A 24459-nucleotide genomic window follows, 5' to 3' on the forward strand; every position below is an offset into this window, starting at 1 on the left:
CAAGAGAGCGTACCGTATCGCCGTTACTTCAGGCTGACGCCATCGAAACGGGCATAGCCAAGCGGCTCGATGCGCATATCGACGACGTTTTTCGTCATCGGTTGATACAGCGTGGAGTGGGCGATCGGCGAGAACGGCAGTTGCTCGGCGAAGATCTGTTGCGCCTGCGTATAAATCTTCGTGCGTGCCTCTTGCCCGTTCGTCGTGCGGCCCTTCTGGATCAGATCGTCGAACGGCTTGTAGCACCATTCCGAAAAGTTGTTGCCGTGCACGGCTTCGCAGCCGAGCAGCGTGCCGAGCCAATTGTCCGGATCGCCGTTGTCGCCGTTCCAGCCGATCATCATCGCATCGTCTTCGCCCGCGTGAGCACGCTTGATGTATTCGCCCCACTCATACGTCACGATCTTGGCCTTCACGCCGATCTTCGCCCAGTCGGACTGGATCATTTCGGCCATCAACTTCGCGTTCGGATTGTACGGGCGCTGCACGGGCATGGCCCAGAGCGCAATGTCGAATCCGTTCGGGAAACCGGCCTTCGCGAGCAATGCTTTCGCCTTCGCCGTATCGTACGAGGCCATCGGCAGGTTGCCGTCGTACGACCATTGGGTCGGCGGCATCGGCGCCTTCGCCGCTTGGCCCGCGCCTTGGTAGACGGATTCGACGATCGCCTTCTTGTTGATGGCCATGTCGAGCGCGCGGCGCACGTCGACATTGTCGAGCGGCTTATGCGTCACGTTGTACGAGAGATAACCGAGATTGAAGCCCGCCTGCGACGGCATCGCGATGTCGGCGTCCTTCTTCAGATCGGCGATATCGGCCGGCTTCGGATAGCTCATCACCTGGCATTCGTTGCGCTTGAGTTTTTGCGCGCGCACGCTGGCATCGGTCGTGATCGAGAAGATCAGGTTCTTCAGCTTCACGGCGCCCGGCTTCCAGTAGTCGGGGTTGCCGGTGAAGCGAATCGTCGCATCCTTCGTATAGCTCTTGAAGATGAACGGGCCCGTGCCGAGCGGCTTTTGATTGATGTCGGGCGCCTTGCCGTCTTTCAGCAGTTGATCCGCGTATTCCTTCGAGAGAATCGACGCGAACTCCATCGCCATGTTTTGGAGGAACGGCGCGTTCACTTCCTTGAGCGTGAAGCGCACGGTATACGGATCGATCTTATCGATCTTCGTGATCAGCTTGTCGAGGCCCATGTCGGTGAAATACGGGAATTGCACCGGATACGCCTTGCGAAACGGCTGGTTCGGATCGAGCATGCGCTCGAACGTGAACACGACGTCGTCCGCATTGAACTCGCGCGAGGGCTTGAAGTATTCCGTCGTTTGGAATTTCACGCCGTGGCGAAGATGGAAGGTATAGACCTTACCGTCAGCCGACACATCCCACGACTCGGCCAATCCGGGCTCCACCTCGGTGCCGCCGCGCTTGAATTCGACGAGACGGTTATAGACGGTGAAGGTATTCGCGGTGAAATCCGTACCCGTCGTGTATTGCGCGGGATCGAAACCGGCGGGGCTGCCCTCGGAGCAATACACAAGGGTTTTGTTGGGAATGTCGGCTGCGTGCGAGATCGTCGCCGCGAGCGATACCGTCACGGTGGCGGCGGCGATCGCGCTCAACCGCACAGCGCGCAACAGTTTGTTTTGCTTCATGTTTCCTCCAGGTCTCAGGCCGGCCAAAACCAGCGTACGCGGATATTACTGAGCTTTGATTACCCGAACAAGCGGTCGGGAAAAGGCAACGCTCGGCACGTGTGCGCGTTGACTTTGCGCTCCGCGCATGTTTAGTGCCACTAAAATTCCGTGTCAACCCTATCGATATACGATGTCTAGACGATTGGTCCGATCATTCAACGCGGGCTTACCCGCAAACCCGGCGATATCGAATCGATAGAGGGCCGTTACTTCAGCCCGACGCCCCAAAACTGCGTCGGCCCGAACGGATCGATCTTGAAGCCCACGACGTTCTTGCGCAGCGGCTGGTAGACCGTCGAATGGGCGATCGGCGTGAATGGGACTTGGCTCTTGAAGATTTCCTGCGCCTGGGTATAAAGCCGAGTACGTTCGGCCACGTCGTTCGTTTCGCGCGCCTTCACGAGCAAATCGTCGAACGGCTTATAGCACCACTTCGAGAAATTGCTGCCGTTCACCGCTGCGCAGCCGAGCAAAACGCCAAGCCAATTGTCAGGATCGCCGTTATCGCCCGTGAGGCCGATCAACATCGCGTCGTGCTCGCCCGCATGCGCGCGCCGCACGTACTCGCCCCACTCGTAAGTCGTGATTTGCGCCTGCACGCCGATCTTCGCCCAATCGGCTTGGATCATCTCCGCCATCAAACGCGCGTTCGGGTTGTAAGGACGTTGAACCGGCATGGCCCAAAGCGTCAGCGAGAATCCATTGGGATAGCCGGCCTTCGCCAGCAGCGCCTTCGCTTGCGCCGGGTCGTAAGGTGCGTCCTTGAGCGCCGCATCGTACGACCATTGCGTCGGCGGCATGGGATTCACGGCAACTTGGCCCGCGCCTTGATAGACCGATTTGACGATCGCTTGCTTATCGATCGCCATGTCGAGCGCGCGGCGTACGTCTACGTTCCCGAGCGGCTTGTGCGTCGTGTTGTAAGCGAGAAAACCGAGGTTGAATCCCACTTGATGCGGCATTTGCAGATTCGGATCGTTCGACAGCGCCGCGATATCCGCGGGGCGCGGATAGTTCATGACTTCGCATTCGCCGTCTTTCAATTTTTGCTCGCGCACCGCGGGATCGGGCGTGATCTGAAAGACGAGCTTACTCACGCGAACGACGCCGCTCTTCCAATAGTCGGCGTTGCCGTCAAAGCGGATCGTCGCATCCTTGTCATAGCTATGAAAAACGAACGGCCCCGTGCCGATCGGCAAGCGATTCAAATCCGCCGCGTTGCCGGCATGCATCAGTTGAGCGACGTATTCGGCGGAAATGATCGAGGCGAACGGCATCGCCAGTTCCGACAAGAACGGCGCGCTCGCATGGCGCAGCGTCATGCGCACCGTATAGGGATCGATTCGCTCCACCTTCGCGAGATTCGTCGCGAGCCCCAGATCGGAGAAGTAAGGAAAGACGACGGGGTAGGCCTTGCGTAGCGCGTCGTCCGGATCGCGCATCCGCTCGAAGGTCTGCACCACGTCGTCTGCGTCGAAATCGCGCGTCGGCTTGAAGTACGACGTCGTATGAAACTTCACCCCTTGGCGCAGATGAAACGTATAGACGCGGCCATCGTCGGAAATCTCCCACGATTGCGCGAGGCCCGGCTCCACCTTCGTGCCGCCGTGCTCGAACTCGACGAGGCGGTTATAGACCGTATATGCGGCGGCCGAGAACTCGACGCTCGTCGTGTACTGCGCCGGATCGAAGCCGGCCGGACTCGCGTCGGAGCAAAACACGAGCGTCTTGGCCGGCAACTCGGCGGCTTCGCTATGGGCAGCGCCAAATAGGACGCTGGCCGCAGCGACCGCCATGAACAGATGTGCAGCGAAGCGAACGGCGAATAGTGGACGACGTACCAGCATAGGCGCTCCTTCAATGGCAGACCGGACAAGCGTAGCACGGCGTCCATTGCGCACCGACCGGTCGATGTAATGCTTATCACGCACCCTGATCGAACGAGACACATCCTTGCCTGTTCATCGCGGGTAAACACCGAGCAATCGCCTCGTTGACGAATGTTTTTGGCTTGCTAGCATGATGTTCACGTAATGAACGTTACATGCGAGCTACAACCCGCGTGTCGAATCGAAGATTTTCATCGAACGAAATATCGTGGCACTCCCTTCCGTGAGGGCGCTGCTCAAGCAGCGCGAAGCATCCGTCACCGCCTCCGAGCGGCGCATCATCGCCGTGCTGCTCGCCAACTATCCCAGTGCGGCGCTCACGTCGATATCGCAGCTGGCCACGGCCGCCGGCGTCAGCGATCCCACGGTCCACCGGCTCGTCTTAAAGCTCGGTTTCGAGGGCTATCCCGAGTTTCAGCGGGCGTTGCTCGCCGAAGTCGATGCGCGAATGAATTCGCCCTTGTCGCGACTCGAATCGTCGGCCGACCAACCGCATACCGAAGACACGCAGCAAGCGATGCTGGGCTCGTTGACGCTCGCGATCGGAAAGACAGCCGAGCTCGCATCGCGCGAGGACTTCGAACGGACCGTGTCGTTGCTCGCCGATCCGCAACGCACCGTACTGTGCTGCGGCGGCCGGGCCAGCGGGTTCTTCGCGGCGTGGCTAGCCGTGTTGCTGAGCCAAATCCGCCCGCGCGCGCGGCATGTCGAGCCGTCGCTCGAACGCGGGTCCGAAGCGCTGGCCGACCTTTCCCCGGGCGACGTGGTGGTCGTCTACGACTATCGCCGCTACCAGGAAAGCGTCGTTCAATTTGCGCGTGCGGCGCGAGATCTCGGCGCGCACGTCGTGCTGTTCACCGACGAATGGCGCTCGCCGATTGCGAGCTTCGCCGATGCCGTCCTCGTCTCTTTCGTACAAAGCGCGTCGCCGTTCGACACGAAGGTGCCGGTGGTCGCGCAAACCGAAGCGGTCGTCGCCGCGCTCGTCCAACGCGCGAGCGTCGACGCCAAAAACCGATTGAAACGTATCGAAGCACTGAGAGCCGGGCGCGTCGCCGAGGACGCATAACCAGCCGCCTATTCCTCCCACGACACAGGACCTCACAGCGAAGATCATCATGAAGAAAGATACCCCCCTGCTTGCCGCACTCACCGCCGCGCTAATCGCAACAAGCGCGATTTCCGCCGTCGCTGACGCTGCCTCCCGGCCTGCCGTCGAAGCGCGTCATGGCATGGTCGTCACGTCGCAGCATCTGGCCTCGCAAGTCGGCGTCGACATTCTGAAGATGGGCGGCAATGCGATCGATGCGGCGGTCGCCGTCGGCTATGCGCAAGCGGTGGTCAATCCGTGTTGCGGCAACATCGGCGGCGGCGGTTTCATGACGCTGCATCTCGCCGACGGTCGCGACACGTTCATCAATTTCCGCGAGACGGCACCGGCCGCGGCCACCGCGAACATGTACCTCGACGAGCAAGGCAACGTGAAGAAGGGCGCGAGCTTGTACGGCTACGGCGCCGTCGGCGTACCGGGCACGGTGATGGGCATGGACCTCGCGCAGCGCAAATACGGACGCCTCACGCGCGAACAGGTGATGGCACCGGCGATTCGCCTCGCCCGCGAAGGGTTCGTGCTGACGCGCGCCGATACCGACATCCTCGATACGACCGTCAAGCGATTCAAGGACGATCCCGGCATCGCGCGGATTTTCCTGCGCAAGGACGGCACGCCGCTGCAACCCGGCGATCGGCTCGTGCAGAAAGATTTGGCCAATACGCTCGAGGCGATCGCGAAACGCGGTCCCGATGCGTTCTACAAAGGCAAGATTCCGCAAGCGATCGAAACGGCTTCGAAGGCAAACGGCGGCCTGCTGACCGTGGCCGATTTCGCGAACTATCGTGCAACGGAGATGACGCCGGTGAGTTGCGACTATCACGGCTATACGTTCATCTCCGCGCCGCCGCCGAGCTCGGGCGGTACGACGATGTGCGAAATCTTGAATACGCTCGAGGGCTATGACCTCAAGGGCTTCGGCTGGCATTCGGCGCAGGCGGTGCACTACATGGCCGAATCGATGCGCCATGCCTACGCCGACCGCAATACGAAGCTCGGCGATCCGGCGTTCGTGAATAACCCGCTCGATCAGTTGCTTAGCAAGTCGTACGCGGCGCAGATCCGCGCGTCGATTCCCGCAGACAAAGCGACGCCTTCGATGGACTTGGCCGATGCCGCGTCGCTGCCCGAGAAAAAGGAGACGACGCATTATTCGATCGTCGACAAAGACGGCAATGCCGTGTCGACGACCTACACCGTCAACGGCCGCTTCGGTGCCGTGGTCATGGCGCCCGGCACGGGCTTCTTCCTGAACGACGAAATGGACGACTTTACGTCGAAGGTCGGCGCACAGAACATGTTCGGTCTCGTGCAAGGCCCGAACAATGCGATCGCACCGGGCAAACGGCCGCTTTCGTCGATGGCGCCGACGATCGTCACGAAAGACGGCAAGGTGTTTCTCGTGATCGGCTCGCCGGGCGGCTCGCGCATCATTACGACAACGCTCGAAACGGCGATCGACATCATCGATTACGGCATGGAACCGCAAGAAGCCGTCGATGCCGCGCGTATTCATGAGCAATGGCTGCCGGACGTCGTGTACTACGAGCCGTATGGGGTGTCGGCGGATACGCTGAAGATTCTTGCTGGCGAAGGCTACAAGATGGTGCAGCAAACGCCTTGGGGCGCGGCCGAGTTGGTCGAAGTCGGGTTGCCCGGTTTGGCGGCGGATGGGTCGCAAAGCTCGGGGAACGATTCGTCGGTGGGCGGTAAGGTGCGCGTGGGGTATTTCTACGGCGCGAACGACGAGCGGCGGCCGGCGGGGGAAGCGTTGGGGTATTAATGCGAAGGCCGAACATCGGCATTTCGCAAAGCCCGCTGGCGTCGCTCAGCGGGCTTTTTTTGTGCGGATGCTATGAACGCCGGAAGCGGTGAGGCGTTGCGCGTCTTTGCTTGCAATCAGGCCGCTATGGCGTGCAGCCGAATTTCCGCAATCTTTTCCGCACCGATCCGCTCCTTTGCCCTCTCGGTGTCGTAGTGTGTCTGAAGGTTCATCCAGCTTTGCGGGTCTACTCCGAAGAAAGCGCCCAACCGCACGGCCGTATCGGCCGTGATCGCTCGCCCGTGCTTGATGATTTCGTTGATCCGACGTGCCGGCACGCCGATTGCCTTGGCTAGAGCGTACTGCGAAACGCCCATCGGCTCAAGCCACTCGATAGCCAAGATCTCGCCAGGCGTTGCTAGCGGAATTTCCCGAGCCATGTATTTCTCCTGGTGATGAGTTAATGGTAGTCGACGATTTCAACGTCCGTGGCATTGCCGCCGGCAAATCCAAAGCCGACACGCCACTGCCCGTTGACGCGAATGCTGTACTGACCGCCCCGATCTCCCTTCAGCGCCTCCAACTGGTCAGGCTCGTTCCCTCGGTCGATCAACGATATCGAGCCGATCTCGTGGACGTCAAAACACTGGCCTCGACCGTTACGCAAGAACTCACATAGCGCAAATCGGCGACGCCCATTTATTGGATCGACAGTTGGGAAAGTTAGGCGAGGAACGAGCAATACCCGGAAGCCCGCATGGAAACGGGCGCCGGGGAAATGAACCGATAAGTTCGCTTGCGGGTTACCGTCCGGTCAACCGCTCGCAAATCGCCTTAGTCGCGGTGGCGGCATTGAGCGTATAGAAATGCAACCCGGGCGCGCCCTCCTTCACGAGCCGCTCGCATAGCTGCGTGACGACATCGATCCCGAAAGCGCGAATCGCTTCCCGATCGTCGCCGAAGCTCTCCAACCGCTTGGCGATCCAGCGCGGCACTTCCGCTCCGCACATTTCCGAAAAACGCATCAACTGCGAGTAGTTCGTGATCGGCATGATGCCAGGCACGATCGGTACGTCGACGCCGAGCTTGCGTGCATCGTCGACGAAACGGAAATACGCATCGGCATTGTAGAAATACTGCGTAATTGCCGCGTTCGCGCCCGCCTTCACCTTACGTGCAAAATTCTCGAGGTCGTGCTTGGGCGAACGTGCCTGCGGGTGATACTCCGGGTATGCCGCCACTTCGATGTGGAACCAGTCGCCGTACTCGGCTCGGATGAACGCAACGAGCTCCGACGCGTAGCGCAACTCGCCCACTTCGCCCATGCCCGAGGGCAGATCGCCGCGCAACGCGACAATGTGGCGGATGCCGTTCGAGCGATAACGCTCCAAGATCGCACGCAGGCTTTCCTTCGACGAGCCGATGCACGACAAGTGAGGTGCGGCCTCGACGCCGTCCTTGGCCATCTCGAGGACGGTATCGAGCGTGCCCTGCTGCGTCGAGCCGCCCGCGCCGAAGGTCACGGAGACGAACTTCGGCTTGAGCTGCGCCAACTGCACGCGTGCGGCGCGCAGCTTCTCGACGCCGTCGGGCGTCTTCGGCGGAAAAAATTCGAACGAGATTTCGATGGGATTCATGGTCCGGTGATCCGGTATGGGACCGAGCCGCGATAAGTTCGCGCCGCCCTCAGCCTAAACTACGATTGCCGAAGATCAGCGCCGAAAGCAGCCACGACACGATGCTGTACAAGATCGAACCGAAGAACGCCGACCAAAAACCCGACACCTCGAAGCCCTTCAGCAGCGATGCCGCAAGCCAGAAACACAAGGCGTTCACGACCAAGATGAACAAGCCCAGCGTGACGATCGTGACAGGCAACGTCAACACGACCAGCACGGGCCGGATCACGGCATTGATGAGGCCGAGCACGAGCGCGATGATCAGCGCCGTACCGAAGCTGCGGATATGGATCGACGGCACGAGGTACGTGATGATCAAAAGCGCGAGCGCGTTGATAATCCAAGTCAGCAGCACGGTCATAACGGGTTCCTTCGGCGTAGTGGTCGATTTGTTATCGGTCAATCGGCGGCAAAGCGAGATCGCGCGGCCGCAGCTCGGTATTGCAATTGTAAACAAGGCGGCGTTGGCCATCGCAACGCCGCCTTTCTAGCCCGCCGGCGGACACGGGCGCGAGACGCCCGTGTCCGTTCGCCCGATCAATAACGGTAGTGATTCGGCTTGAACGGACCGTTTTTCTCGACACCGATGTAGCTTGCTTGCGCATCCGACAACTCGGTCAGATTCACACCGATGCGTGCGAGGTGCAAACGCGCGACCTTCTCGTCGAGGTGCTTGGGCAGCACATACACCTTGTTGCCGTACTCGCCGCCGCGCGTGAACAGCTCGATCTGAGCCAGCGTTTGGTTCGCGAACGAGTTCGACATCACGAACGAGGGGTGGCCCGTGGCGCAGCCCAGGTTCACGAGACGCCCTTCAGCCAGCAAGATGATGCGCTTGCCGTCGGGGAACACGATGTGGTCGACCTGCGGCTTGATGTTTTCCCACGTGTATTGGCGCGTCGATGCCACGTCGATTTCCGAATCGAAGTGACCGATGTTGCAGACGATCGCGTTGTTACGCATCGCCTTCATGTGGTCGTGGCCGATCACATGGTAGTTGCCGGTCGCCGTGACGAAGATGTCGGCTTTATCGGCCGCGTATTCCATCGTGACGACGCGGTAGCCTTCCATCGCGGCTTGCAACGCGCAGATCGGATCGATTTCCGTGACCCACACCGTCGCGCCGAGCCCGCGCAGCGATTGCGCGCAGCCCTTGCCCACATCGCCGTAACCGGCCACGACCGCGACCTTGCCCGCGATCATGACGTCGGTCGCGCGCTTGATGCCGTCGACGAGCGATTCGCGGCAGCCATAGAGGTTGTCGAACTTCGACTTCGTCACCGAGTCGTTGACGTTGATCGCCGGGAACGGCAGGCGGCCGTCCTTTTCCATTTGATACAGACGATGCACGCCCGTCGTGGTTTCTTCGGTCACGCCCTTGATTTGCGACAGACGCTTCGAGTACCACGAACCGTCGATCTCGAGGTGGCGTTCGATCGACTTGAACAGCGCGACTTCTTCTTCGTTCGTCGGCTTGGCGATGACGGAGCGATCCTTCTCGGCCTTCGAACCCAAGATCAGCAACAGCGTTGCGTCGCCGCCGTCGTCGAGAATCATGTTCGCGAACTCGCCGTTCGGCCATTCGAAGATGCGGTGCGAGAACTCCCAGTACTCGTCGAGCGATTCGCCCTTGAACGCGAACACGGGCGTGCCCGACTTGGCGATCGCCGCCGCGGCGTGGTCTTGCGTGGAGAAGATGTTGCACGAGGCCCAACGTACGTCGGCGCCGAGCGCCTCGAGCGTCTCGATCAGCACGCCCGTCTGGATCGTCATGTGCAGCGAGCCGGCGATGCGCGCGCCCTTAAGCGGCTGCGCGGCCTTGAACTCCTCGCGAATTTGCATGAGACCCGGCATTTCGGTCTCGGCGATCGTCAGTTCCTTGCGACCCCATTCGGCCAGCGACAGGTCGGCAACGAGAAAATCTTGGCTTTGTTTCGAATCGATAACTGCGGCGTTCATCACGCCCTCCTTTTCTATTGAGTTTCTAGAAAATATAGACGTGAGCGCCGTTCGATGGAGCTGGCACGCCCGCGTTTTCATTCACGCAAAAGGCTTGCCGTCCTATTGAAGTTTCCGAGCCTGGCGGAATGATCCGTCGCAACGCTCCTCGAAAACGCATAGATTGTATCAAAAATCGCAGAGCGAACCATGCCTCGATCGCAACGAGAGTTTTCGCATGGCTGCCGGTGCCCGCCACGTTCACACTACGCGCATCGAAGCTTGCGGCCTTGGACGATATGTCGAGCAATTGGAATCGCTTTTTCAACGCACAGACGAGGGGATACCTTAAAGAGCACTTCATGACGGCCGTCGCGATCCCGAGGATCCCGGCCGGGCCCAGGCAGTTCGATTTGCATCATCAAATCGCGAGTGGATACAAAATCGCGCGGCTCGCTGCATGGGACGCCACGAGCGCCGACGACGAACCGCTGAACGGGTATTGGGTCCCGCAAGGGGGCTCGTGCGTCATTCCGCGCTTCGCGATGCGTTCGCACTATGTTTTTACACCCGACTTCAGCGGATGCTCGCTTCTGATCGATCAGATCGATCGCCATCACTACCGCGTCTACCACGCTCAAGCCAGCCGCGCGCACCTCGCGAACGAATACCTCAATCCGGCGGGACACCGCCACGGCTTGGGGCTCGCGGCCGCCCTAACGTTCAGCGACTACTCCGCGGCATGCACGGCTTGTAAAACGCTGTGCGGGCGCGAACAAACACGCGGCTTCGCGTTTCTCAAATTCGAGGACGGACGCTGGTGGATCTACGCGCAGGGTCAAAACGGTGTAGGCATCGGCTATGCGGACGGGCGCTACACGTTAAACGGACCGCAAACGCCATCGGGCGGGGTGCGCATCCCCGTCGCCGATCTCACGTGCGACGTGCCCCGCACGCCGGAACGGCACGACGGGGTCGCGCTCCCCAGCGTCACGCGCGAGGCCCTTTACGCGAACATCGCGCCGGCGGCGGGGCTCTATACGCGTGCAAAGGCGCGCGACGCAGGCATCTTCACGCGCATGCTGCCGAAGGAAGACCGCTGGTGACGTAAGCAGGCCCCGAGTACAACTGCGCTGAGCAATACGCGCCAGCCCTACCCGAACGTCGCGCCAAGCAACGGGGCGAGCAATACCATGACGACGCCCGCGATCATCATCGTCAGGCTCGCCACGACGCCTTCCTCGCTACCGAGTTCGCGCGCCTTCGCGGTGCCCACGCCGTGCGCGGCGGCGCCGAACATCGCCCCCCGCGCAAGGCGGCTGCGCAGCGGCAAGAACGCGAGCACAAGCTCGCCGAGCAGCATGCCGCACACGCCGGTGGCGATCACGAACAGCGCAGTGAGCTGGCGCGGCGCATGAATCTGATCGGATACGGCAAGAGCGAACGGCGTCGAGACCGAACGCGTGATCAAGCTGCGCGCGACATCGGGCTCGAGGTGCAATAGCTTGGCGAGCGCGAACGAGCCGATCACGGCCACGACGATCCCCACCGTGACGCCGGCCGCGAGCGAGATCCAATGCCGGCGCATGAGTTCTCGGTACTCGTAAATCGGCACGGCGAAAGCAACCGTGGCCGGCCCCAAAAGCCACATGAGCCAGCGTGTATCCGCAAAGTAGACCGAATAGGGGATGTGCATGGCGAGCACCACGACGGCGAGCATCGCCGGCACGATGACGAGCGGCGTCAGCCACGGTTGCTTGAACCGTGCGTACAAACGCTTTCCGATCGCGTAGAAGACGATCGTCAATACGAAGCAAGCCGCGGCGATCCATTGCGGCCGCAGCTCGGCCGCCGGCCAGGAAAGAACGGACGAAACAGACATCGACTCACTCCTCGCTATGGGATCGCGAAGTCATCGCGCGGACGCTCAAGCGGCCGATGCGAGACGGATGGCGCGGGCGCGGCGCATCGCAATGACGCGCTCGAGCCGTGCCGCTTGGTCGACGGTGAAGGCCACCGCCACCATCACCGCGAGCGTGCCGCCCACGACGACAAGCGCGAGCCGCCAGCCATCGGACTTGAAAAGGCCGCCGTACTGCACCACCGCAACGGCCGCCGGCACGAAAAACAGCAACATGTCGGACAGCAGCCAATCGGCCCCGGCCTTGACCCATCGGGGCGCAACCCCGCCCGTGAACAGCAGCACGAGCAGCGCGGCCAAGCCGATGACGCCGCCGGGGATCGGCAGCCCGAGATGCCGAGCCGCGAAATCGGCTCCGAGCCACAGCACGGCCAGCAACGCGCTTTGCCCCGCGATGCGGCCCACTTGGCCGAGACGTTCGATCGATTTCGTGCTCATGGCAAAACTCCCTATTGACTCCACATCGAAATTGTAAGAAGCCTGGCGCCATAAATAAAATGACTTAAACTCATCGCCGGCATTCCAATTTGGAACTATCGGGGGATCGTCATGGAGCTACGCGCGCTGCGCTATTTCGTCGAGGTGGTTCGACAGCAGAGTTTCACGCTGGCGGCCGAGCACATGTTCGTCACGCAGCCCACCATCAGCAAAATGGTCAAGGCGCTGGAGGAAGAGATCGGCGCGCCGCTCCTGCTGCGCGAGGGCCGCCAGATGGTGTTGACCGACGAGGGCCGCATCGTCTATCAGCGCGGCCAGGAGGTACTCGCGGCCTATGCGCAGTTGCAGGCTGAGCTTGACGACGTCGGCACGTTGGGCCGTGGCGCGTTGACGATCGGCATCCCACCGATGGGCGGCTCGCTGTTCACGCCCATCATCGCGGCCTTCCGCCGCCGCTATCCGAAGATCGAGCTGAAGCTGTTCGAACAAGGCTCGCGCGCCATCGAAGCGGCCTTGCTGGCGGGGGAACTCGAGTTCGGCGGCGTCCTTTTGCCCGTCGATCCGCAGGTATTCGACGTCTTGCCGATGTCGTTGCAACTGTTGTGGGTCGTGGCGCCGCATGGCTCGCGCTTCGACGGCGTGCGCCAAGTGCAGCTTGCCGACCTCGCTGCCGAACCGTTCGTCTACTACGGGGAAAGTCTCGCGCTCAACGATGTCGTCACGCGCGCCTGCCGCGATGCGGGCTTCACGCCGCAAATCGTTTCGCGCAGCAGCCATTGGGACTTCATGGCCGCACTCGTGCGCGCGGGCGTCGGGATCGCGCTGCTGCCGGCACCCTACTGCCGGCGGCTCGATCCGACGTACTTTACGTGCCGGCCCGTGATTCAGCCGGAAATCCGCTGGGAAATGGCGATCGCTTGGCGCAAGAGCGGCTATCTCTCGCATGCGGCGCGTGCCTGGCTCGACGTCGCACGCGAGACGCTGCCCGGACAGCCGGGCGACGACTTCGTCTACACGCGCTCCGACAACTCGGGCGGCGCCCCCACGAACGATTGAGCGCCGCCGCGCGCCGCCACGATGAAGTCCGCGGCACGCTCGGCGATCATGACGGTCGGCGCGTTCGTGTTGCCGCCGATCAGCGTCGGCATCACCGATGCATCCACCACGCGCAAGCCCGTCACGCCGCGCACGCACAATTGGGGATCCACGACGGCGTGCGCATCGCCGCCCATTCGGCAGGTGCCCACAGGGTGATAGATCGTATCGGCGTGGCGGGCGATCGCCTCGGACAGCTCGGCATCGGTTGCATGCGACGGTACGTAGAGCGTGCGTCCGCCGTACGCGGCGAGCGCCGGCGCGGCCACGATGCGCTGCGCGACGCGCACGCCGGCGATCAACGTCTGCATATCGTCAGGATCGGAAAAGAAACGCGGATCGATGCGCGGCGCCACACGCGCATCGGCACTGGCAAGCGAAACGGTCCCGCGGCTCTTGGGCCGCAATACGCAGACGTGAACCGAGTAGCCGTGGCCCCAGTGCATGCGCCGGCTGTGATCGTCGACGAGTGCCGCGCAAAAATGCAGTTGCAGATCGGGCCGATCGAGTGGCGCGCGACTCTTTAAAAAACCGCCGGCCTCGGCGACGTTGCTCGACCACATACCCTCGCCGCGGCGCAAGAACGCGGGCAATTGCGCAGTCATCTTAGCGAAACCGCGCAGCGAATAGCCGACCGGCTCCGTACTCGCCACGCGCACGTTCAACGTGAAATCGACGTGATCGATCAGATTGCGCCCCACATCGGGCGACTCGTGCACGAGCGGCACGCCGAACGCGCGCAGGGTGTCGGCCGGGCCGATGCCGGAACACATCAGCAACTGCGGCGACCCGAACGCGCCGGCGGCGAGTATGACTTCGGCACGTGCCGTCAGCGTGGCGATCCGGCCGGCGCGCATGATTTCGACGCCGGTCGCGCGACGCGCACCGTCGAACAGCACGCGCAGCGCGCAAGCGTCGACGATCGTATCGACATTCGCGGGCGGCCCCGAGCGCTCGGGGCCAGCTTCATACAAATAAGCGCGGGCAACGCTGCAACGTCGCCCGTCGCGCTGGGTCACTTGATAAAACCCCACGCCTTCCTGATCGGCCCCGTTGAAGTCGTCGTTCGGGCGATATCCGGCTTCGATCGCCGCGGCAACGAAACGCGTGGAGATCGGATTGCGAAATCGCAAATCGGACACGCTGAGCGGGCCACCCGTGCCATGCCATTCGTCAGCGCCGCGCGCGTTGTCTTCCGCGCGGCGAAAGTACGGTAGGACGTCGGACCAGCCCCAGCCCGTGCAGCCTAGGCTCGCCCATTCGTCGTAATCGAGGGGATGGCCGCGCGTGTAGATCATCGCGTTGATCGCGCTCGAGCCGCCCAGAGCGCGTCCGCGCGGCTGATAGCCGCGTCGACCGGCGAGCCCGGGTTGCGGCGCCGTGCGATAGCCGTAGTTCGTCTTCAACTTGAACGGTACGAGCGCCGCAATGCCGAGCGGCGTATTCACAAGCCAATTGCGGGCCGTATGCGGTCCCGCTTCGATCAATGCGATGCGCGCGTCGGGGCATTGCTTGGCGAGCCTGCCTGCTAGCGCCGCACCGCCCGAACCGCCGCCGACTATGACGTAGTCGTATTGCATGCGTCCCTCCATCACCCTGTGGTCGGAACATGCAGCATGTCCCATCGACCGGCGTTCTCGTGTTTTGGCGCATTGTAGGGAGCTTAGCCAGGCCTGCGCGCGCTCCGAGGCAGAGCTATTCCTCTAAACCAGGCACGCCGCGCGAACCTATCATTAGGCTAGATAGGCAGGCGCACGCGGCCTTCGCGCGTGCGGTTCGAACAGCTACAGCCCCTTCAAGCCAGAACGCTCGCGGTTTGCACGCAGCATCTCAAACGCAGAGCCGAAATAAGCCGCCGAGAAACATCTGGAATCGGAATCGCGCCGAGGATCGGCGGGGACCGAGCGCCCAGTTGGAGACACGCCTTATGGAACCCCAGGCCCCATCGGCCACGCACGAAGTGACGAATCAAGTCCCACCGCTCGAACGCTACAACCTCTATACGGTGGATGCAACGCTGAGCGCCGCCGTCGAACGCGAGGGCGCTGCCTGGCACGCGAGTGCGCTCGCAAGCGACGGCGCCGTATTGGGCGAGCCCGAGATCCTCGCGCTCGCCGCCGCGGCGAATCGCCATGAGCCCGAGCTCACGACCTTCAGTCCGCGCGGAGAGCGCGTCGACACGCTCGAGTTTCATCCGAGCTGGCATCGGTTGCTGGCCCTTTTGCGTAAGGAAGGGTTGCATGCGCTGCCGTTCGACACGCCCCGCGCCGGCGCGATGGCGGCCCGCTGCGCCGGCTACTTCCTGCATGCGCAGCTCGAATCGGGATCGCTCTGTCCGCTGACGATGACCTTTGCGAGCGTCCCGGTGCTGCGACGCGAGCAAGCGCTGTTCGCGCAAATCGCCGAGAAACTCTACGCGCGCGATCACGATCCGAGCGATGCCCCGCTCGCGAGCAAGCGCTCGATGATGGTCGGCATGGGGATGACGGAAAAGCAAGGCGGCTCGGACGTACGCACGAACCAAACGCGCGCGAGCGCGCTCGGCGCCGAATCGGGGCGCGGCGCCGCGTATCGCCTCGTCGGTCACAAATGGTTCTTTTCCGCGCCGCAATGCGACGCGCATCTCGTGCTCGCCCGCACGAGCGCCGATGCGCCCATCTCGTGCTTCTACGTGCCGCGCTATACGCCCGACGGTGCGCGCAATGCGGTTCGCGTCCAACGTTTGAAAGACAAACTCGGCAATCGCTCGAACGCGAGCAGCGAAGTCGAGTTTCTCGACGCCTACGGCATCATGATCGGCGACGAAGGACGCGGCGTGCCGACGATCATCGAGATGGCGAACTACACGCGCCTCGATTGCGTCATCGGCAGTGCGGCGCTTCAGCGTGCCGCGCTGGTCCAGGCGATTCATCACGCGCGTCATCGCGTGGCGTTCTCGCGGCGACTCGTCGATCAACCGCTCATGCGCAACGTGCTGGCCGATCTCGCACTCGAGAGCGAGGCGGCGACCGTATTGTTCATGCGTCTCGCGCGCGCCTTCGACGCGCATCTCGCCGCCGAACGTACCGGCGCGGCCGAAGCCGACGTCGAGCGCGCTTGGCGCCGCATCGTTACGCCGGCCGCGAAATTTTGGGTCTGCAAGCGCGCGCTCGAATTCACCGGCGAAGCGATGGAGGTGTGGGGCGGTAACGGTTATGTCGAAGAAGGACCGATGGCGCGCTTTTATCGGGAAGCGCCGGTCAACTCGATCTGGGAGGGCTCCGGCAACGTCATGTGTCTGGACGTGCTCCGCGCGATCGAACGCGACCCACAGGGTGCATCGGCGCTGCTGACGCAATGGCGAGCCGACGCACAGGGCGCCCCCACACTCGTCAACGCGCTCGATTCGCTCGCCGCCTCGCTTGCCGCTCAGCCTCACGAACGCGAAGCGGCGGCGCGTCGCATTACCCAACAGTTGGTGCTGTGCGCGCAGGCGATCTTGTTGATGCGCGGTGCGCCCGACGAGCATGCCCAAGCATTCATCGCCACGCGGTTGGCCGATTCCGGGGCGGGGCTCGGAGGCGGGCGCGTCTACGGCACGTTGCCCGCTATGTTCGATCACGGCGCGATCGTCGCGCACGCATTGCAGTTCTGAATCGACCGCGCATTCGACGCGAATCAAAACGCCTGGTAGAGCGATGCCAGCACGTGGCATCGACGCGCAAAAGCAGTCGACGCCCGACCTCGGAGGATAGGAATGAAGAACGATCTGCCCAGCGCCGCGGCGCTCGATCACGCCCTGCGGCTTGCGCGCGAAGCGTACGCGCGCGAGCCGTATCCTTCATGGGAAACACGAGCGGCGCACTTGCGCGCGCTGCGAGCGATGCTGCTCGACAATAGCGACGCGCTCGCGCAAGCGCTCGCCGCCGACTTCGGCCAGCGCGCGAAAGCCGAGCTCTTGCTGTCGGAGCTTTGGCTCGCAAAGAACGAAATCGACTCGGCACTCAAGCACGGGAAGCGCTGGATGAAGCCGCAGCGGCGCGCCACCGGCATTTGGCTGCGCCCGGCGACGGCGAAAGTCGTACCTCAGCCGCTCGGCGTCGTGGGCATCGTCGCGCCATGGAACTATCCGATCCTGCTGGCCGTCGGCCCGTTGATCTGTGCATTGGCGGCCGGCAACCGCGCGATCATCAAAATGTCCGAGTACACGCCGCGTACCGCCGAGCTCGTTCGACAATTGATCGAGCGGACCTTCGCGCCCGAGCATGTAACCGTCATCACGGGCGATGCCTCGATCGGCGCAGCGTTTTGCGCCTTACCGTTCGATCACCTGATTTTCACCGGATCGACGGCCGTCGGCCGCGAGGTCATGCGCGCCGCCGCCGCTAACCTGACACCGGTCACGCTCGAGCTGGGCGGCAAATCGCCCGCGATCATCGGTCCGCACGCGCGCTTCGATCATGCAGTCGACAGCATCCTCGCCGGTAAGACGCTCAATGCCGGCCAAACGTGTATCGCACCCGATTACGTCCTTTTACCGCGCGGAACCGAGCAAGCGTTCATCGAACGTGCACGCGCGCGCGTAGCGCGGCTTTATCCCGATTTCGCCCGCAACGCCGATTACACCACGCTCGTATCGGCACGCCACTTCGAGCGCATGAAGACACTCGCAGACGAAGCCGCCGCGCAAGGGGCCGCGCTGCATCCGCTGACGGACGCGCAACCCGATGCGGCTCGCCGGCTCTTTCCGCCGTGCGCCGTAACGAATGCGCCCGAGCAATGCGCGCTGATGCAAGACGAGATCTTCGGTCCGCTGCTGCCGCTCATCCCCTACGACACGCTCGACGACGCGCTGCGTTACGTCAACGCGCGCCCGCGCCCGCTTGCGCTCTATCTCTTCGACGATGAACGCCGAACTGTCGAGCGCGTGTTGCACGAGACGGTGTCGGGCGGCGTCGCGGTCAACGAAACGCTGCTGCACATCGCATGCGAGGGATTGCCGTTCGGAGGCGTGGGAGCGAGCGGCATCGGCGCCTATCACGGCTACGAAGGCTTCACGACGTTCTCGAAAATGAAGCCGGTGCTCGTGCAACCGCGCTGGAACGCGCGCGCGCTGCTATTGCCCCCGTACGGGCGGCGCTTTCATGCGCTGATGCGGCTCATGTTCAAATTCTGAGGCGCCTGGATCGATCGCGGCACGAGCCGGCCCCGCGCCCGCCGGTCAGACGGGCCACAATGGCCCCTCTTGCATTGCACCAATCTGCTCGCGCAATTCGAGCACGCGCGCTTCCCAATACCGTTGCGTGTTGAACCAAGGAAAGGCGGCGGGAAAAGCGGGATCGTCCCAACGCCGAGCCAGCCACGCCGCGTAATGCATCAATCGCAGCGTACGGAGCGCCTCGATCAAATGCAGCTCGCGCGGCTCGAATTCGCAGAAATCTTCATAACCGGCCAAAAGATCCGACAGCGCGCTCGCGGCATCCGCGCGCCCGCCGGGCAGCAGCAGCCACAAATCCTGAATCGCGGGGCCCATGCGGCTGTCGTCGAAATCGACGAAGTGAGGACCCGCGTCGGTCCATAGCACGTTGCTCGCATGGCAATCGCCGTGCAGTCGCAGGTAGGCAATGTCTCCCGCGGCTTCGAAAGCGCGTTCGACACCTTCGAGCGCGAGCGTCGCCGCGGCCTCGTACGAGGCGCGCAGCTCGGGCGGCACGAAATCGTGCGACAACAAAAACTCGCGAGGCTCTCGGCCGAACGTGGCGATATCGAGCGTCGGCCGGGCAACGTACGGCTTCTGCTTACCGACGGCATGAATGCGTCCGATGAAACGCCCCATCCATTCGAGCGTATCTCGACGGTCGAGATCGGGCGAACGCCCGCCGCGGCGCTCGAAGATGGCGAAGCGAAATCCGTCGAACGCATGCAACGTGCGGCCGTCGATTTCACGCGCGGGCACGACGGGAATCTCCGCTTGCACGAGTTCGGCGACGAAACCGTGCTCCTCGAGAATCGCTTCGTCCGACCACCGGTTGGGCCGATAGAACTTCACGACGACGGGTGGTCCGTCTTCGACGCCGACCTGATAAACGCGGTTTTCGTAACTGTTGAGCGGTAGCAGTCGCCCGTCGGTCCGCACGCCGGTCTGAGCCAGCACGCTATCGATCGCGTCGAGCACGCATTCCGGCGTGAGCCGGGTGAATGGGTGCGTGGCAGCTAGGCCGGGCACGCCTGGGGAATCGGGAAATGGCTCGTTCATGCCGGCATTGTGCCGCATCGGCGCGGCGCCCGGCGTACGACTACCTCTGAGGAATACGTGAGCCCTGATTGACCTTCAATGGACAAGCGATCCTGCCGGACGTGCGACGAGTTCCCCAGTATCGATCAGATCTTCAAGGAAGAACGGCTCGGTATTCAATTGCAGCGACGCGCCGGGCTCCCCGGCAAACCATACGACCATCGCCATATCGCCGAGTATGCGCATGACGATCCCGCGCGCGCCGGATGGCACGGCCATATGCACCGACCTGACGATCGAACCGATTTGCATGATGTCTCCCCTCTGGGGCGTTAAACGATGACTCGATTGTTCACGGAACCGGCCAGTGAGGAAAGCCGAATGTAGAGGCCGATTAACCGCTATTTCCAGCGATCGTCCTTACAAAAAGCTGACCATCCACATAGCAAGAGTCCCGCAAACTCGCCCATTCGTGCGTGGCGCGCATGCGACCCGCCACGCGAGCGGCGCACATCGCCATACGTTACGCGTACCAGGCGGTATAGTCCAAGCATAACGTGCGGCGCATCGCCGCGGTCGATGTGCCGCAACCCGTCGCTGTATCTCGCTTGGGAAGCCGGCACATCGATTGCGCGATCGGGCCGTCGGGCGTGCGCTTGAACAAGGCGCCGCCACGCCGCCGGCTCCATCGGCGCGCCGCATTGGGCATCGATCGTGACGGGAGAACGAAGATGAACGACCTATCGCAATATGGCACACGGCCCAGAATATGGGTAAGCGCACTCGGTGCCGCGAGTATCGCGCTCGCGCTAGGCGCATGCGCACAGAACGGTATGGACAACGTCAAACCTACCGCTACCACGGCCTACCATTCGGGAGAGGGCGCCGTGCCGCAGCCCGCTCCGGCCACGGCGCCGGCCCCCGCTCGGGAGTGACGTGGCGGTAGCCGCTCCCTTTCTCGAACGGGGCTCGCGCGCGTATTGGCGGGCGAGCCTAGCACTGCTCTTCGCCGGCTACGCGACGTTTTCGCTGCTCTATTGCGTGCAGCCGTTGCTGCCCGCGTTCTCCTCGACGTTCGGCACGACACCCGCGCAAAGCAGCTTGGCCATCTCGCTGACCACAGGCGTTCTGGCCCTCGCGATATTCGCGGCCGGTTTCTTATCCGAAGGGCTGAGCCGCCATCGATTGATGACGGCCTCGCTATCGGCATCGGCTCTACTCACGCTCGCCGTCGCGGTCGTTCCCCATTGGCCGGAACTGCTGGTGCTGCGTGCGCTCGAAGGCGCGGCGCTCGGCGGCGTGCCGGCCGTCGCGATGGCCTATCTTGCCGAGGAGGTTCATCCGGACGGCCTTGGCCTTGCGATGGGACTTTATGTGGGCGGCACGGCGATCGGCGGAATGGCCGGCCGCGTCGTCGCGGGCGCACTCGCCGATCTGTTCTCATGGCGCATCTCGATCGCCGTCATCGGCGTGCTCGGTCTCCTCGCCATGGTCGCATTCCGCGCGCTACTGCCACCTTCTCGACACTTCGTACCGCGGCGCGCGCTTGCGTTCGCGCACCATCGCGAGGCGCTACGCGGCCACCTCGGCAAGCCTGCGCTCAGAGCGCTTTTTGCGATGGCGTTCGTGCTGATGGGCTGCTTCGTGACGCTCTACAACTACGTCGGCTACCGCTTACTCGGCGCTCCCTACAACCTGAGTCAGACGCAAATCGGTGCGATCTTCGTCGTCTATCTGGCAGGCGTCGTCGCCTCGCCGCTTTCCGGACGGATGGCCGACCTCATCGGCCGCGCGCGCGTCTTGATCGCAAGCCTCGTTCTCATGCTCGTAGGCGTCGCCTTGACACAACTAGCTCCGATCGCCTCGATCGTCGCGGGCATCGCACTCGTCACCTTCGGCTTTTTCGCGGGGCATGCGGTGGCGAGCGGCTGGGTCGGGCGCCTCGCCCAGCATGCAAAAGGGCAAGCGGCGGCGCTGTATCTGCTCGCCTATTACCTTGGCTCGAGCCTAGTGGGCTGGTACGGCGGGCGCGTATTCGGCGCCTATGGCTGGAGCGGCGTGACGGCACTCGTCGCCGGCTTGCTCCTACTCGGCATCGTCACAGCCGCTTGGCTCAGATCGTGCGAACGCGCCGAGCTCGCATAAGGCAAATCGCGCAGCGTCTCCTATACTCGTTTAACGCGTGTGCACGTTTGCAGCATTGCATCGCAACAAAACTAGGAGGAGATGAGCATGCCGACGGACTTCACCATTAGCGACTTCATCCTCGTCATTCCGATGGCGCTCGCGGGCGCGTTATTCCTCGGTGCGCTGCCCACGTCCTCACGCTTCGTGCACAACACGTTGCGCGTGCTCGGCGCGTTGATCGGTGTGGTGTTTGCCGTTGTGCTCGTCGAAGGGCTGCCGGCGCTGATGTAGCGCGGCGAGCCCACCGGCGAAACGCGTCGTCATGCCGATCGCGCCGATGCAAGTTAAATGCGCTGATCGGTGGAAGGCTTTTCCCAGAGATTGATGCCGCCTTCGGTCGCATAGCGGTCGATTTCGGCGATTTCATCGCTCGAGAACGCGAGGTTCGCGAGCGCGCCCACGTTCTCGCGTACTTGCTCGGCCCGGCTCGCGCCGATGAGCGCGGAGGTAACCCGCGCGTCGCGCAACACCCAAGCGAGCGCCATCTGCGCCAGCGATTGGCCGCGCCGCTTCGCGATCTCGTTGAGCTTGCGTACGTGCTCGATGTTCTCGGGGTTCAGATGGCTTTGCTGCAACGAACCGCCGCCGGGCTTGTTGATCCGGGCGTCATCCGGCACGCCGTTCAGATACTTCGAAGTCAGTAACCCCTGCGCCAACGGCGTGAAAGCGATGCACCCGGTCCCCGTTTCGCCGAGCGTGTCGAGCAACTCGTGCTCGATCCAACGATTGAGCATGTTGTACGAAGGTTGATGGATGAGCAGAGGAACCTTGTGCTCGCGAAGGAGCGCTTCCATCTCGCGCGTCTTGGCGGCAGAGTACGACGAGATACCGACATACAGCGCCTTGCCCTGATGCACTACGCTGGCAAGCGCGGCGGCCGTTTCCTCGAGCGGCGTATCGGCGTCGAAGCGGTGCGAGTAGAAGATGTCGACGTAATCGAGCCCCATTCGCTTCAAGCTTTGGTCCAAGCTCGCGAGCACATACTTGCGCGAGCCTCCGCCCTGCCCATACGGCCCCGGCCACATGTCCCAGCCGGCCTTCGTCGAAATCAGCAACTCGTCGCGATACGGGCGGAAATCGTCTTTGAACAGTCGCCCGAAATTCGTTTCGGCGCTGCCGTACGGCGGCCCATAGTTGTTCGCCAAGTCGAAGTGCGTGACACCGAGATCGAATGCCGTGCGCAGAATCTCGCGCTGCGTCGATAGGGCCGTCGTATCGCCGAAGTTGTGCCATAAGCCGAGCGACAGCGCGGGCAGCTTCAGTCCCGAGCGGCCGCACGTGCGGAATTGCATGTCCGAATAGCGGGTGGATGCAGCTTCATAGGCCATGAGAATCCTCGTTGAGTGCGTGGATGAATGCGTCGGCGGCGGGCGACGTTGGGTGCTAACCGATGGACACCGAGGAGGCAAGTTTCATACACTGCCGCCTGCTCTTACCATCGATGAGAAAAGTCCATGATCAAAGCGATTTCCCTGGCGCTGATCGCGGGTGGCGTGGTGTTGCTCTATTTCGGCGGCCAATCGTTCCATTCGCTTGCGAGCGACGTTTCGCGCGTCGTGACCGGTACGCCTACCAACAAGACCATTTGGCTCATAGCCGGCGGGGTTGCGGCGACGCTCGCCGGCCTGATCGGCTTGACCGCCTCGTCTGCCGGCAAGCGCTGAAGCGCCTGCCGGGCCAGCACCATCGATCAAAGCGCGATTTCGGGCTTCGACGCGGAACGCGTGCCGGGCAGCGGCACGTTGCTCGTTCCGTGGTAAGTGAACACGAGCGAGAACTTCACGTCGTCGGTGAGATTCTGCCCGGCCGAGTGCAGCGTATTGCAATGGAAGAAGACAACGTCTCCGGGCTCGAGTTCGGGCGAGACTGCCGTACGAAGCAGCGCTTCGTTTTCGGGTAGATCGGCGCGGAAGAACTTCTGGGCGTCGAAGCGCTCCGAGGTGAACGTCATCGCGTGCGAACCGGGGACGAACCAGAGCCCGCCATTGCGAACCGTTTCCGTCCCGAGCGCGAGCCAGGTCGATACGAGATCGTCGCGCTCGAACGACCAATAGCGCGCATCGCGATGCCAGCCCGTCAGGCTGCCATAGGCGGGATGCTTCGTCATCATGCAATTGTGATGCGCACGAGAGAGCCGTGGCGATTCGCCGAAGTACAACTCCATCCAGCCTCTGATCTCCGGCGCCGTCGCCCATTCGCGGAACAGCGCATCGCGCGCGTAAGCGTCGAGCAAACGACGCACGGTATGGCCGCCCGGCGCATGCTTGGACTCGGGCGCGCCCGGATACCGCAGATCGGCCTCGTACTCGAGCGGCTGCGCCGCCTCGTCCAACTGGCGCGATGCGACACCCTTGAGCGCCACGCACCGCTCGCTAGGAACGAGCCCCTTTACGACGACGAAGCCGCGCTCGCGCAGCTCCTGCACTTGTTCTTTTTTCGATTGTGCTGACATGAAACCTTCCTTGCTGAAGGGCCGCTGGGGCGGAAACGTTTCATTCTAAAGCGTGCGCGCGCGGTGCGGGTTCGCA

24 protein-coding genes and 1 riboswitch are annotated in these 24459 nt (G+C 62.7%); of the genes, 10 read left to right on the forward strand and 14 right to left on the reverse strand.

Annotation, left to right across the window (positions count from 1 at the left end):
- Window positions 1–23: 23 nt before the first annotated feature.
- Window positions 24–1655 (reverse strand): ABC transporter substrate-binding protein, encoded by a 1632-nt coding sequence (locus AB1286_RS10510; protein WP_430363226.1) that lies wholly within the window; start codon window positions 1653–1655, stop codon window positions 24–26.
- 248 nt (window positions 1656–1903) lie between these two features.
- On the reverse strand, window positions 1904–3544 hold the full coding sequence (locus AB1286_RS10515) for an ABC transporter substrate-binding protein (protein WP_430363227.1): 1641 nt from the start codon (window positions 3542–3544) through the stop codon (window positions 1904–1906).
- 250 nt (window positions 3545–3794) lie between these two features.
- Here AB1286_RS10515 and AB1286_RS10520 point away from each other — a divergent pair, with 250 nt between their 5' ends.
- Window positions 3795–4655 carry a MurR/RpiR family transcriptional regulator gene (locus AB1286_RS10520; protein ID WP_430363228.1) on the forward strand — a complete coding sequence of 287 codons (861 nt, stop codon included), beginning with the start codon at window positions 3795–3797 and terminating at the stop codon, window positions 4653–4655.
- Between the two features lie 49 nt (window positions 4656–4704).
- Window positions 4705–6480 carry a gamma-glutamyltransferase gene (gene ggt, locus AB1286_RS10525; protein ID WP_430363229.1) on the forward strand — a complete coding sequence of 592 codons (1776 nt, stop codon included), beginning with the start codon at window positions 4705–4707 and terminating at the stop codon, window positions 6478–6480.
- Between the two features lie 116 nt (window positions 6481–6596).
- On the opposite strand, the gene AB1286_RS10530 is transcribed toward ggt, so the two are convergent.
- From AB1286_RS10530 to ahcY, 5 genes are all read right to left on the reverse strand, one after another.
- Entirely contained in the window at window positions 6597–6899 is a 303-nt protein-coding gene (locus AB1286_RS10530) for a HigA family addiction module antitoxin (RefSeq protein WP_430363230.1), read from the reverse strand.
- Window positions 6900–6919: 20 nt separating this feature from the next.
- Window positions 6920–7201: a type II toxin-antitoxin system RelE/ParE family toxin gene (locus AB1286_RS10535; protein WP_430363231.1), complete on the reverse strand. Its 282-nt coding sequence runs from the start codon at window positions 7199–7201 to the stop codon at window positions 6920–6922.
- A gap of 61 nt (window positions 7202–7262) precedes the next feature.
- Window positions 7263–8096: a methylenetetrahydrofolate reductase [NAD(P)H] gene (gene metF, locus AB1286_RS10540; RefSeq protein WP_430363232.1), complete on the reverse strand. Its 834-nt coding sequence runs from the start codon at window positions 8094–8096 to the stop codon at window positions 7263–7265.
- Window positions 8097–8145: 49 nt separating this feature from the next.
- Window positions 8146–8499: a phage holin family protein gene (locus AB1286_RS10545; protein ID WP_430363233.1), complete on the reverse strand. Its 354-nt coding sequence runs from the start codon at window positions 8497–8499 to the stop codon at window positions 8146–8148.
- A gap of 176 nt (window positions 8500–8675) precedes the next feature.
- Window positions 8676–10097 carry an adenosylhomocysteinase gene (gene ahcY / locus AB1286_RS10550; protein ID WP_430363234.1) on the reverse strand — a complete coding sequence of 474 codons (1422 nt, stop codon included), beginning with the start codon at window positions 10095–10097 and terminating at the stop codon, window positions 8676–8678.
- Between the two features lie 35 nt (window positions 10098–10132).
- A riboswitch (S-adenosyl-L-homocysteine riboswitch) is annotated at window positions 10133–10253 on the reverse strand.
- 71 nt (window positions 10254–10324) lie between these two features.
- On the opposite strand from ahcY, the gene AB1286_RS10555 reads away from it, so the two are divergent.
- On the forward strand, window positions 10325–11182 hold the full coding sequence (locus AB1286_RS10555) for a hypothetical protein (RefSeq protein WP_430363235.1): 858 nt from the start codon (window positions 10325–10327) through the stop codon (window positions 11180–11182).
- 47 nt (window positions 11183–11229) lie between these two features.
- Here the strand turns inward: AB1286_RS10555 and AB1286_RS10560 are convergent, their stop codons facing one another.
- Window positions 11230–11958: an LrgB family protein gene (locus AB1286_RS10560; protein WP_430363236.1), complete on the reverse strand. Its 729-nt coding sequence runs from the start codon at window positions 11956–11958 to the stop codon at window positions 11230–11232.
- 45 nt (window positions 11959–12003) lie between these two features.
- Window positions 12004–12435, reverse strand: coding sequence for a CidA/LrgA family protein (locus AB1286_RS10565; RefSeq protein WP_430363237.1), 432 nt, complete (start codon window positions 12433–12435; stop codon window positions 12004–12006).
- Between the two features lie 111 nt (window positions 12436–12546).
- Between AB1286_RS10565 and AB1286_RS10570 the strand changes: the two genes are divergently transcribed.
- The gene (locus tag AB1286_RS10570; RefSeq protein ID WP_430363238.1) at window positions 12547–13491 is read left to right on the forward strand and encodes a LysR substrate-binding domain-containing protein; all 945 of its coding nucleotides are present in this window, start codon (window positions 12547–12549) and stop codon (window positions 13489–13491) included.
- Here the strand turns inward: AB1286_RS10570 and AB1286_RS10575 are convergent.
- Window positions 13446–15110 carry a GMC family oxidoreductase gene (locus tag AB1286_RS10575; RefSeq protein WP_430363239.1) on the reverse strand — a complete coding sequence of 555 codons (1665 nt, stop codon included), beginning with the start codon at window positions 15108–15110 and terminating at the stop codon, window positions 13446–13448. The two genes, AB1286_RS10570 and AB1286_RS10575, sit on opposite strands and share 46 nt — an antisense overlap.
- Before the next feature lie 347 nt (window positions 15111–15457).
- Between AB1286_RS10575 and AB1286_RS10580 the strand changes: the two genes are divergently transcribed.
- Window positions 15458–17164, forward strand: a complete 1707-nt coding sequence (locus AB1286_RS10580) for an isovaleryl-CoA dehydrogenase (RefSeq protein WP_430363240.1) — start codon at window positions 15458–15460, stop codon at window positions 17162–17164.
- 102 nt (window positions 17165–17266) lie between these two features.
- Window positions 17267–18685: a coniferyl aldehyde dehydrogenase gene (locus AB1286_RS10585; RefSeq protein WP_430363241.1), complete on the forward strand. Its 1419-nt coding sequence runs from the start codon at window positions 17267–17269 to the stop codon at window positions 18683–18685.
- A gap of 45 nt (window positions 18686–18730) precedes the next feature.
- On the opposite strand, the gene AB1286_RS10590 is transcribed toward AB1286_RS10585, so the two are convergent.
- Complete coding sequence (locus AB1286_RS10590; protein WP_430363242.1) at window positions 18731–19765, reverse strand: serine/threonine protein kinase; 1035 nt, start codon at window positions 19763–19765, stop codon at window positions 18731–18733.
- A gap of 75 nt (window positions 19766–19840) precedes the next feature.
- Window positions 19841–20056 (reverse strand): hypothetical protein, encoded by a 216-nt coding sequence (locus AB1286_RS10595; RefSeq protein ID WP_102645611.1) that lies wholly within the window; start codon window positions 20054–20056, stop codon window positions 19841–19843.
- Between the two features lie 419 nt (window positions 20057–20475).
- Between AB1286_RS10595 and AB1286_RS10600 the strand changes: the two genes are divergently transcribed.
- The 3 genes from AB1286_RS10600 to AB1286_RS10610 all read left to right on the forward strand — a co-directional run bounded on the left by AB1286_RS10600 (window position 20476) and on the right by AB1286_RS10610 (window position 22162).
- Window positions 20476–20679, forward strand: a complete 204-nt coding sequence (locus AB1286_RS10600) for a hypothetical protein (protein ID WP_430363243.1) — start codon at window positions 20476–20478, stop codon at window positions 20677–20679.
- A gap of 1 nt (window position 20680) precedes the next feature.
- Window positions 20681–21889 carry an MFS transporter gene (locus AB1286_RS10605; protein WP_430363244.1) on the forward strand — a complete coding sequence of 403 codons (1209 nt, stop codon included), beginning with the start codon at window positions 20681–20683 and terminating at the stop codon, window positions 21887–21889.
- 87 nt (window positions 21890–21976) lie between these two features.
- Window positions 21977–22162, forward strand: coding sequence for a hypothetical protein (locus tag AB1286_RS10610; protein WP_430363245.1), 186 nt, complete (start codon window positions 21977–21979; stop codon window positions 22160–22162).
- A 53-nt stretch (window positions 22163–22215) separates the two neighbouring features.
- Here AB1286_RS10610 and mgrA read toward each other — a convergent pair whose 3' ends face one another.
- The gene (gene mgrA / locus AB1286_RS10615) at window positions 22216–23259 is read right to left on the reverse strand and encodes an L-glyceraldehyde 3-phosphate reductase (RefSeq protein ID WP_430363246.1); all 1044 of its coding nucleotides are present in this window, start codon (window positions 23257–23259) and stop codon (window positions 22216–22218) included.
- Between the two features lie 126 nt (window positions 23260–23385).
- On the opposite strand from mgrA, the gene AB1286_RS10620 reads away from it, so the two are divergent.
- Window positions 23386–23595, forward strand: coding sequence for a DUF3185 family protein (locus AB1286_RS10620; RefSeq protein ID WP_430363247.1), 210 nt, complete (start codon window positions 23386–23388; stop codon window positions 23593–23595).
- A gap of 26 nt (window positions 23596–23621) precedes the next feature.
- Here the strand turns inward: AB1286_RS10620 and AB1286_RS10625 are convergent, their stop codons facing one another.
- Window positions 23622–24383, reverse strand: a complete 762-nt coding sequence (locus tag AB1286_RS10625; RefSeq protein WP_430363248.1) for a phytanoyl-CoA dioxygenase family protein — start codon at window positions 24381–24383, stop codon at window positions 23622–23624.
- Window positions 24384–24459: the final 76 nt, after the last annotated feature.

It is taken from the genome of Trinickia sp. NRRL B-1857, from assembly GCF_050470685.1.
Taxonomy (GTDB): domain Bacteria; phylum Pseudomonadota; class Gammaproteobacteria; order Burkholderiales; family Burkholderiaceae; genus Trinickia.

Excerpts from the sequence above, each read along its gene's own strand:
- AB1286_RS10595 (WP_102645611.1), bottom strand. The coding sequence starts at position 20,056 with ATGCAAATCGGTTCGATCGTCAGGTCGGTGCATATGGCCGTGCCATCC.
- AB1286_RS10565 (WP_430363237.1), bottom strand. The coding sequence starts at position 12,435 with ATGAGCACGAAATCGATCGAACGTCTCGGCCAAGTGGGCCGCATCGCG.
- AB1286_RS10625 (WP_430363248.1), bottom strand. The coding sequence starts at position 24,383 with ATGTCAGCACAATCGAAAAAAGAACAAGTGCAGGAGCTGCGCGAGCGC.
- AB1286_RS10590 (WP_430363242.1), bottom strand. The coding sequence starts at position 19,765 with ATGAACGAGCCATTTCCCGATTCCCCAGGCGTGCCCGGCCTAGCTGCC.
- AB1286_RS10560 (WP_430363236.1), bottom strand. The coding sequence starts at position 11,958 with ATGTCTGTTTCGTCCGTTCTTTCCTGGCCGGCGGCCGAGCTGCGGCCG.
- AB1286_RS10620 (WP_430363247.1), top strand. The coding sequence starts at position 23,386 with ATGATCAAAGCGATTTCCCTGGCGCTGATCGCGGGTGGCGTGGTGTTG.
- AB1286_RS10575 (WP_430363239.1), bottom strand. The coding sequence starts at position 15,110 with ATGCAATACGACTACGTCATAGTCGGCGGCGGTTCGGGCGGTGCGGCG.
- AB1286_RS10580 (WP_430363240.1), top strand. The coding sequence starts at position 15,458 with ATGGAACCCCAGGCCCCATCGGCCACGCACGAAGTGACGAATCAAGTC.
- mgrA (WP_430363246.1), bottom strand. The coding sequence starts at position 23,259 with ATGGCCTATGAAGCTGCATCCACCCGCTATTCGGACATGCAATTCCGC.
- AB1286_RS10515 (WP_430363227.1), bottom strand. The coding sequence starts at position 3,544 with ATGCTGGTACGTCGTCCACTATTCGCCGTTCGCTTCGCTGCACATCTG.
- metF (WP_430363232.1), bottom strand. The coding sequence starts at position 8,096 with ATGAATCCCATCGAAATCTCGTTCGAATTTTTTCCGCCGAAGACGCCC.
- AB1286_RS10530 (WP_430363230.1), bottom strand. The coding sequence starts at position 6,899 with ATGGCTCGGGAAATTCCGCTAGCAACGCCTGGCGAGATCTTGGCTATC.
- ggt (WP_430363229.1), top strand. The coding sequence starts at position 4,705 with ATGAAGAAAGATACCCCCCTGCTTGCCGCACTCACCGCCGCGCTAATC.
- AB1286_RS10510 (WP_430363226.1), bottom strand. The coding sequence starts at position 1,655 with ATGAAGCAAAACAAACTGTTGCGCGCTGTGCGGTTGAGCGCGATCGCC.
- ahcY (WP_430363234.1), bottom strand. The coding sequence starts at position 10,097 with ATGAACGCCGCAGTTATCGATTCGAAACAAAGCCAAGATTTTCTCGTT.
- AB1286_RS10600 (WP_430363243.1), top strand. The coding sequence starts at position 20,476 with ATGAACGACCTATCGCAATATGGCACACGGCCCAGAATATGGGTAAGC.
- AB1286_RS10570 (WP_430363238.1), top strand. The coding sequence starts at position 12,547 with ATGGAGCTACGCGCGCTGCGCTATTTCGTCGAGGTGGTTCGACAGCAG.
- AB1286_RS10610 (WP_430363245.1), top strand. The coding sequence starts at position 21,977 with ATGCCGACGGACTTCACCATTAGCGACTTCATCCTCGTCATTCCGATG.
- AB1286_RS10545 (WP_430363233.1), bottom strand. The coding sequence starts at position 8,499 with ATGACCGTGCTGCTGACTTGGATTATCAACGCGCTCGCGCTTTTGATC.
- AB1286_RS10585 (WP_430363241.1), top strand. The coding sequence starts at position 17,267 with ATGAAGAACGATCTGCCCAGCGCCGCGGCGCTCGATCACGCCCTGCGG.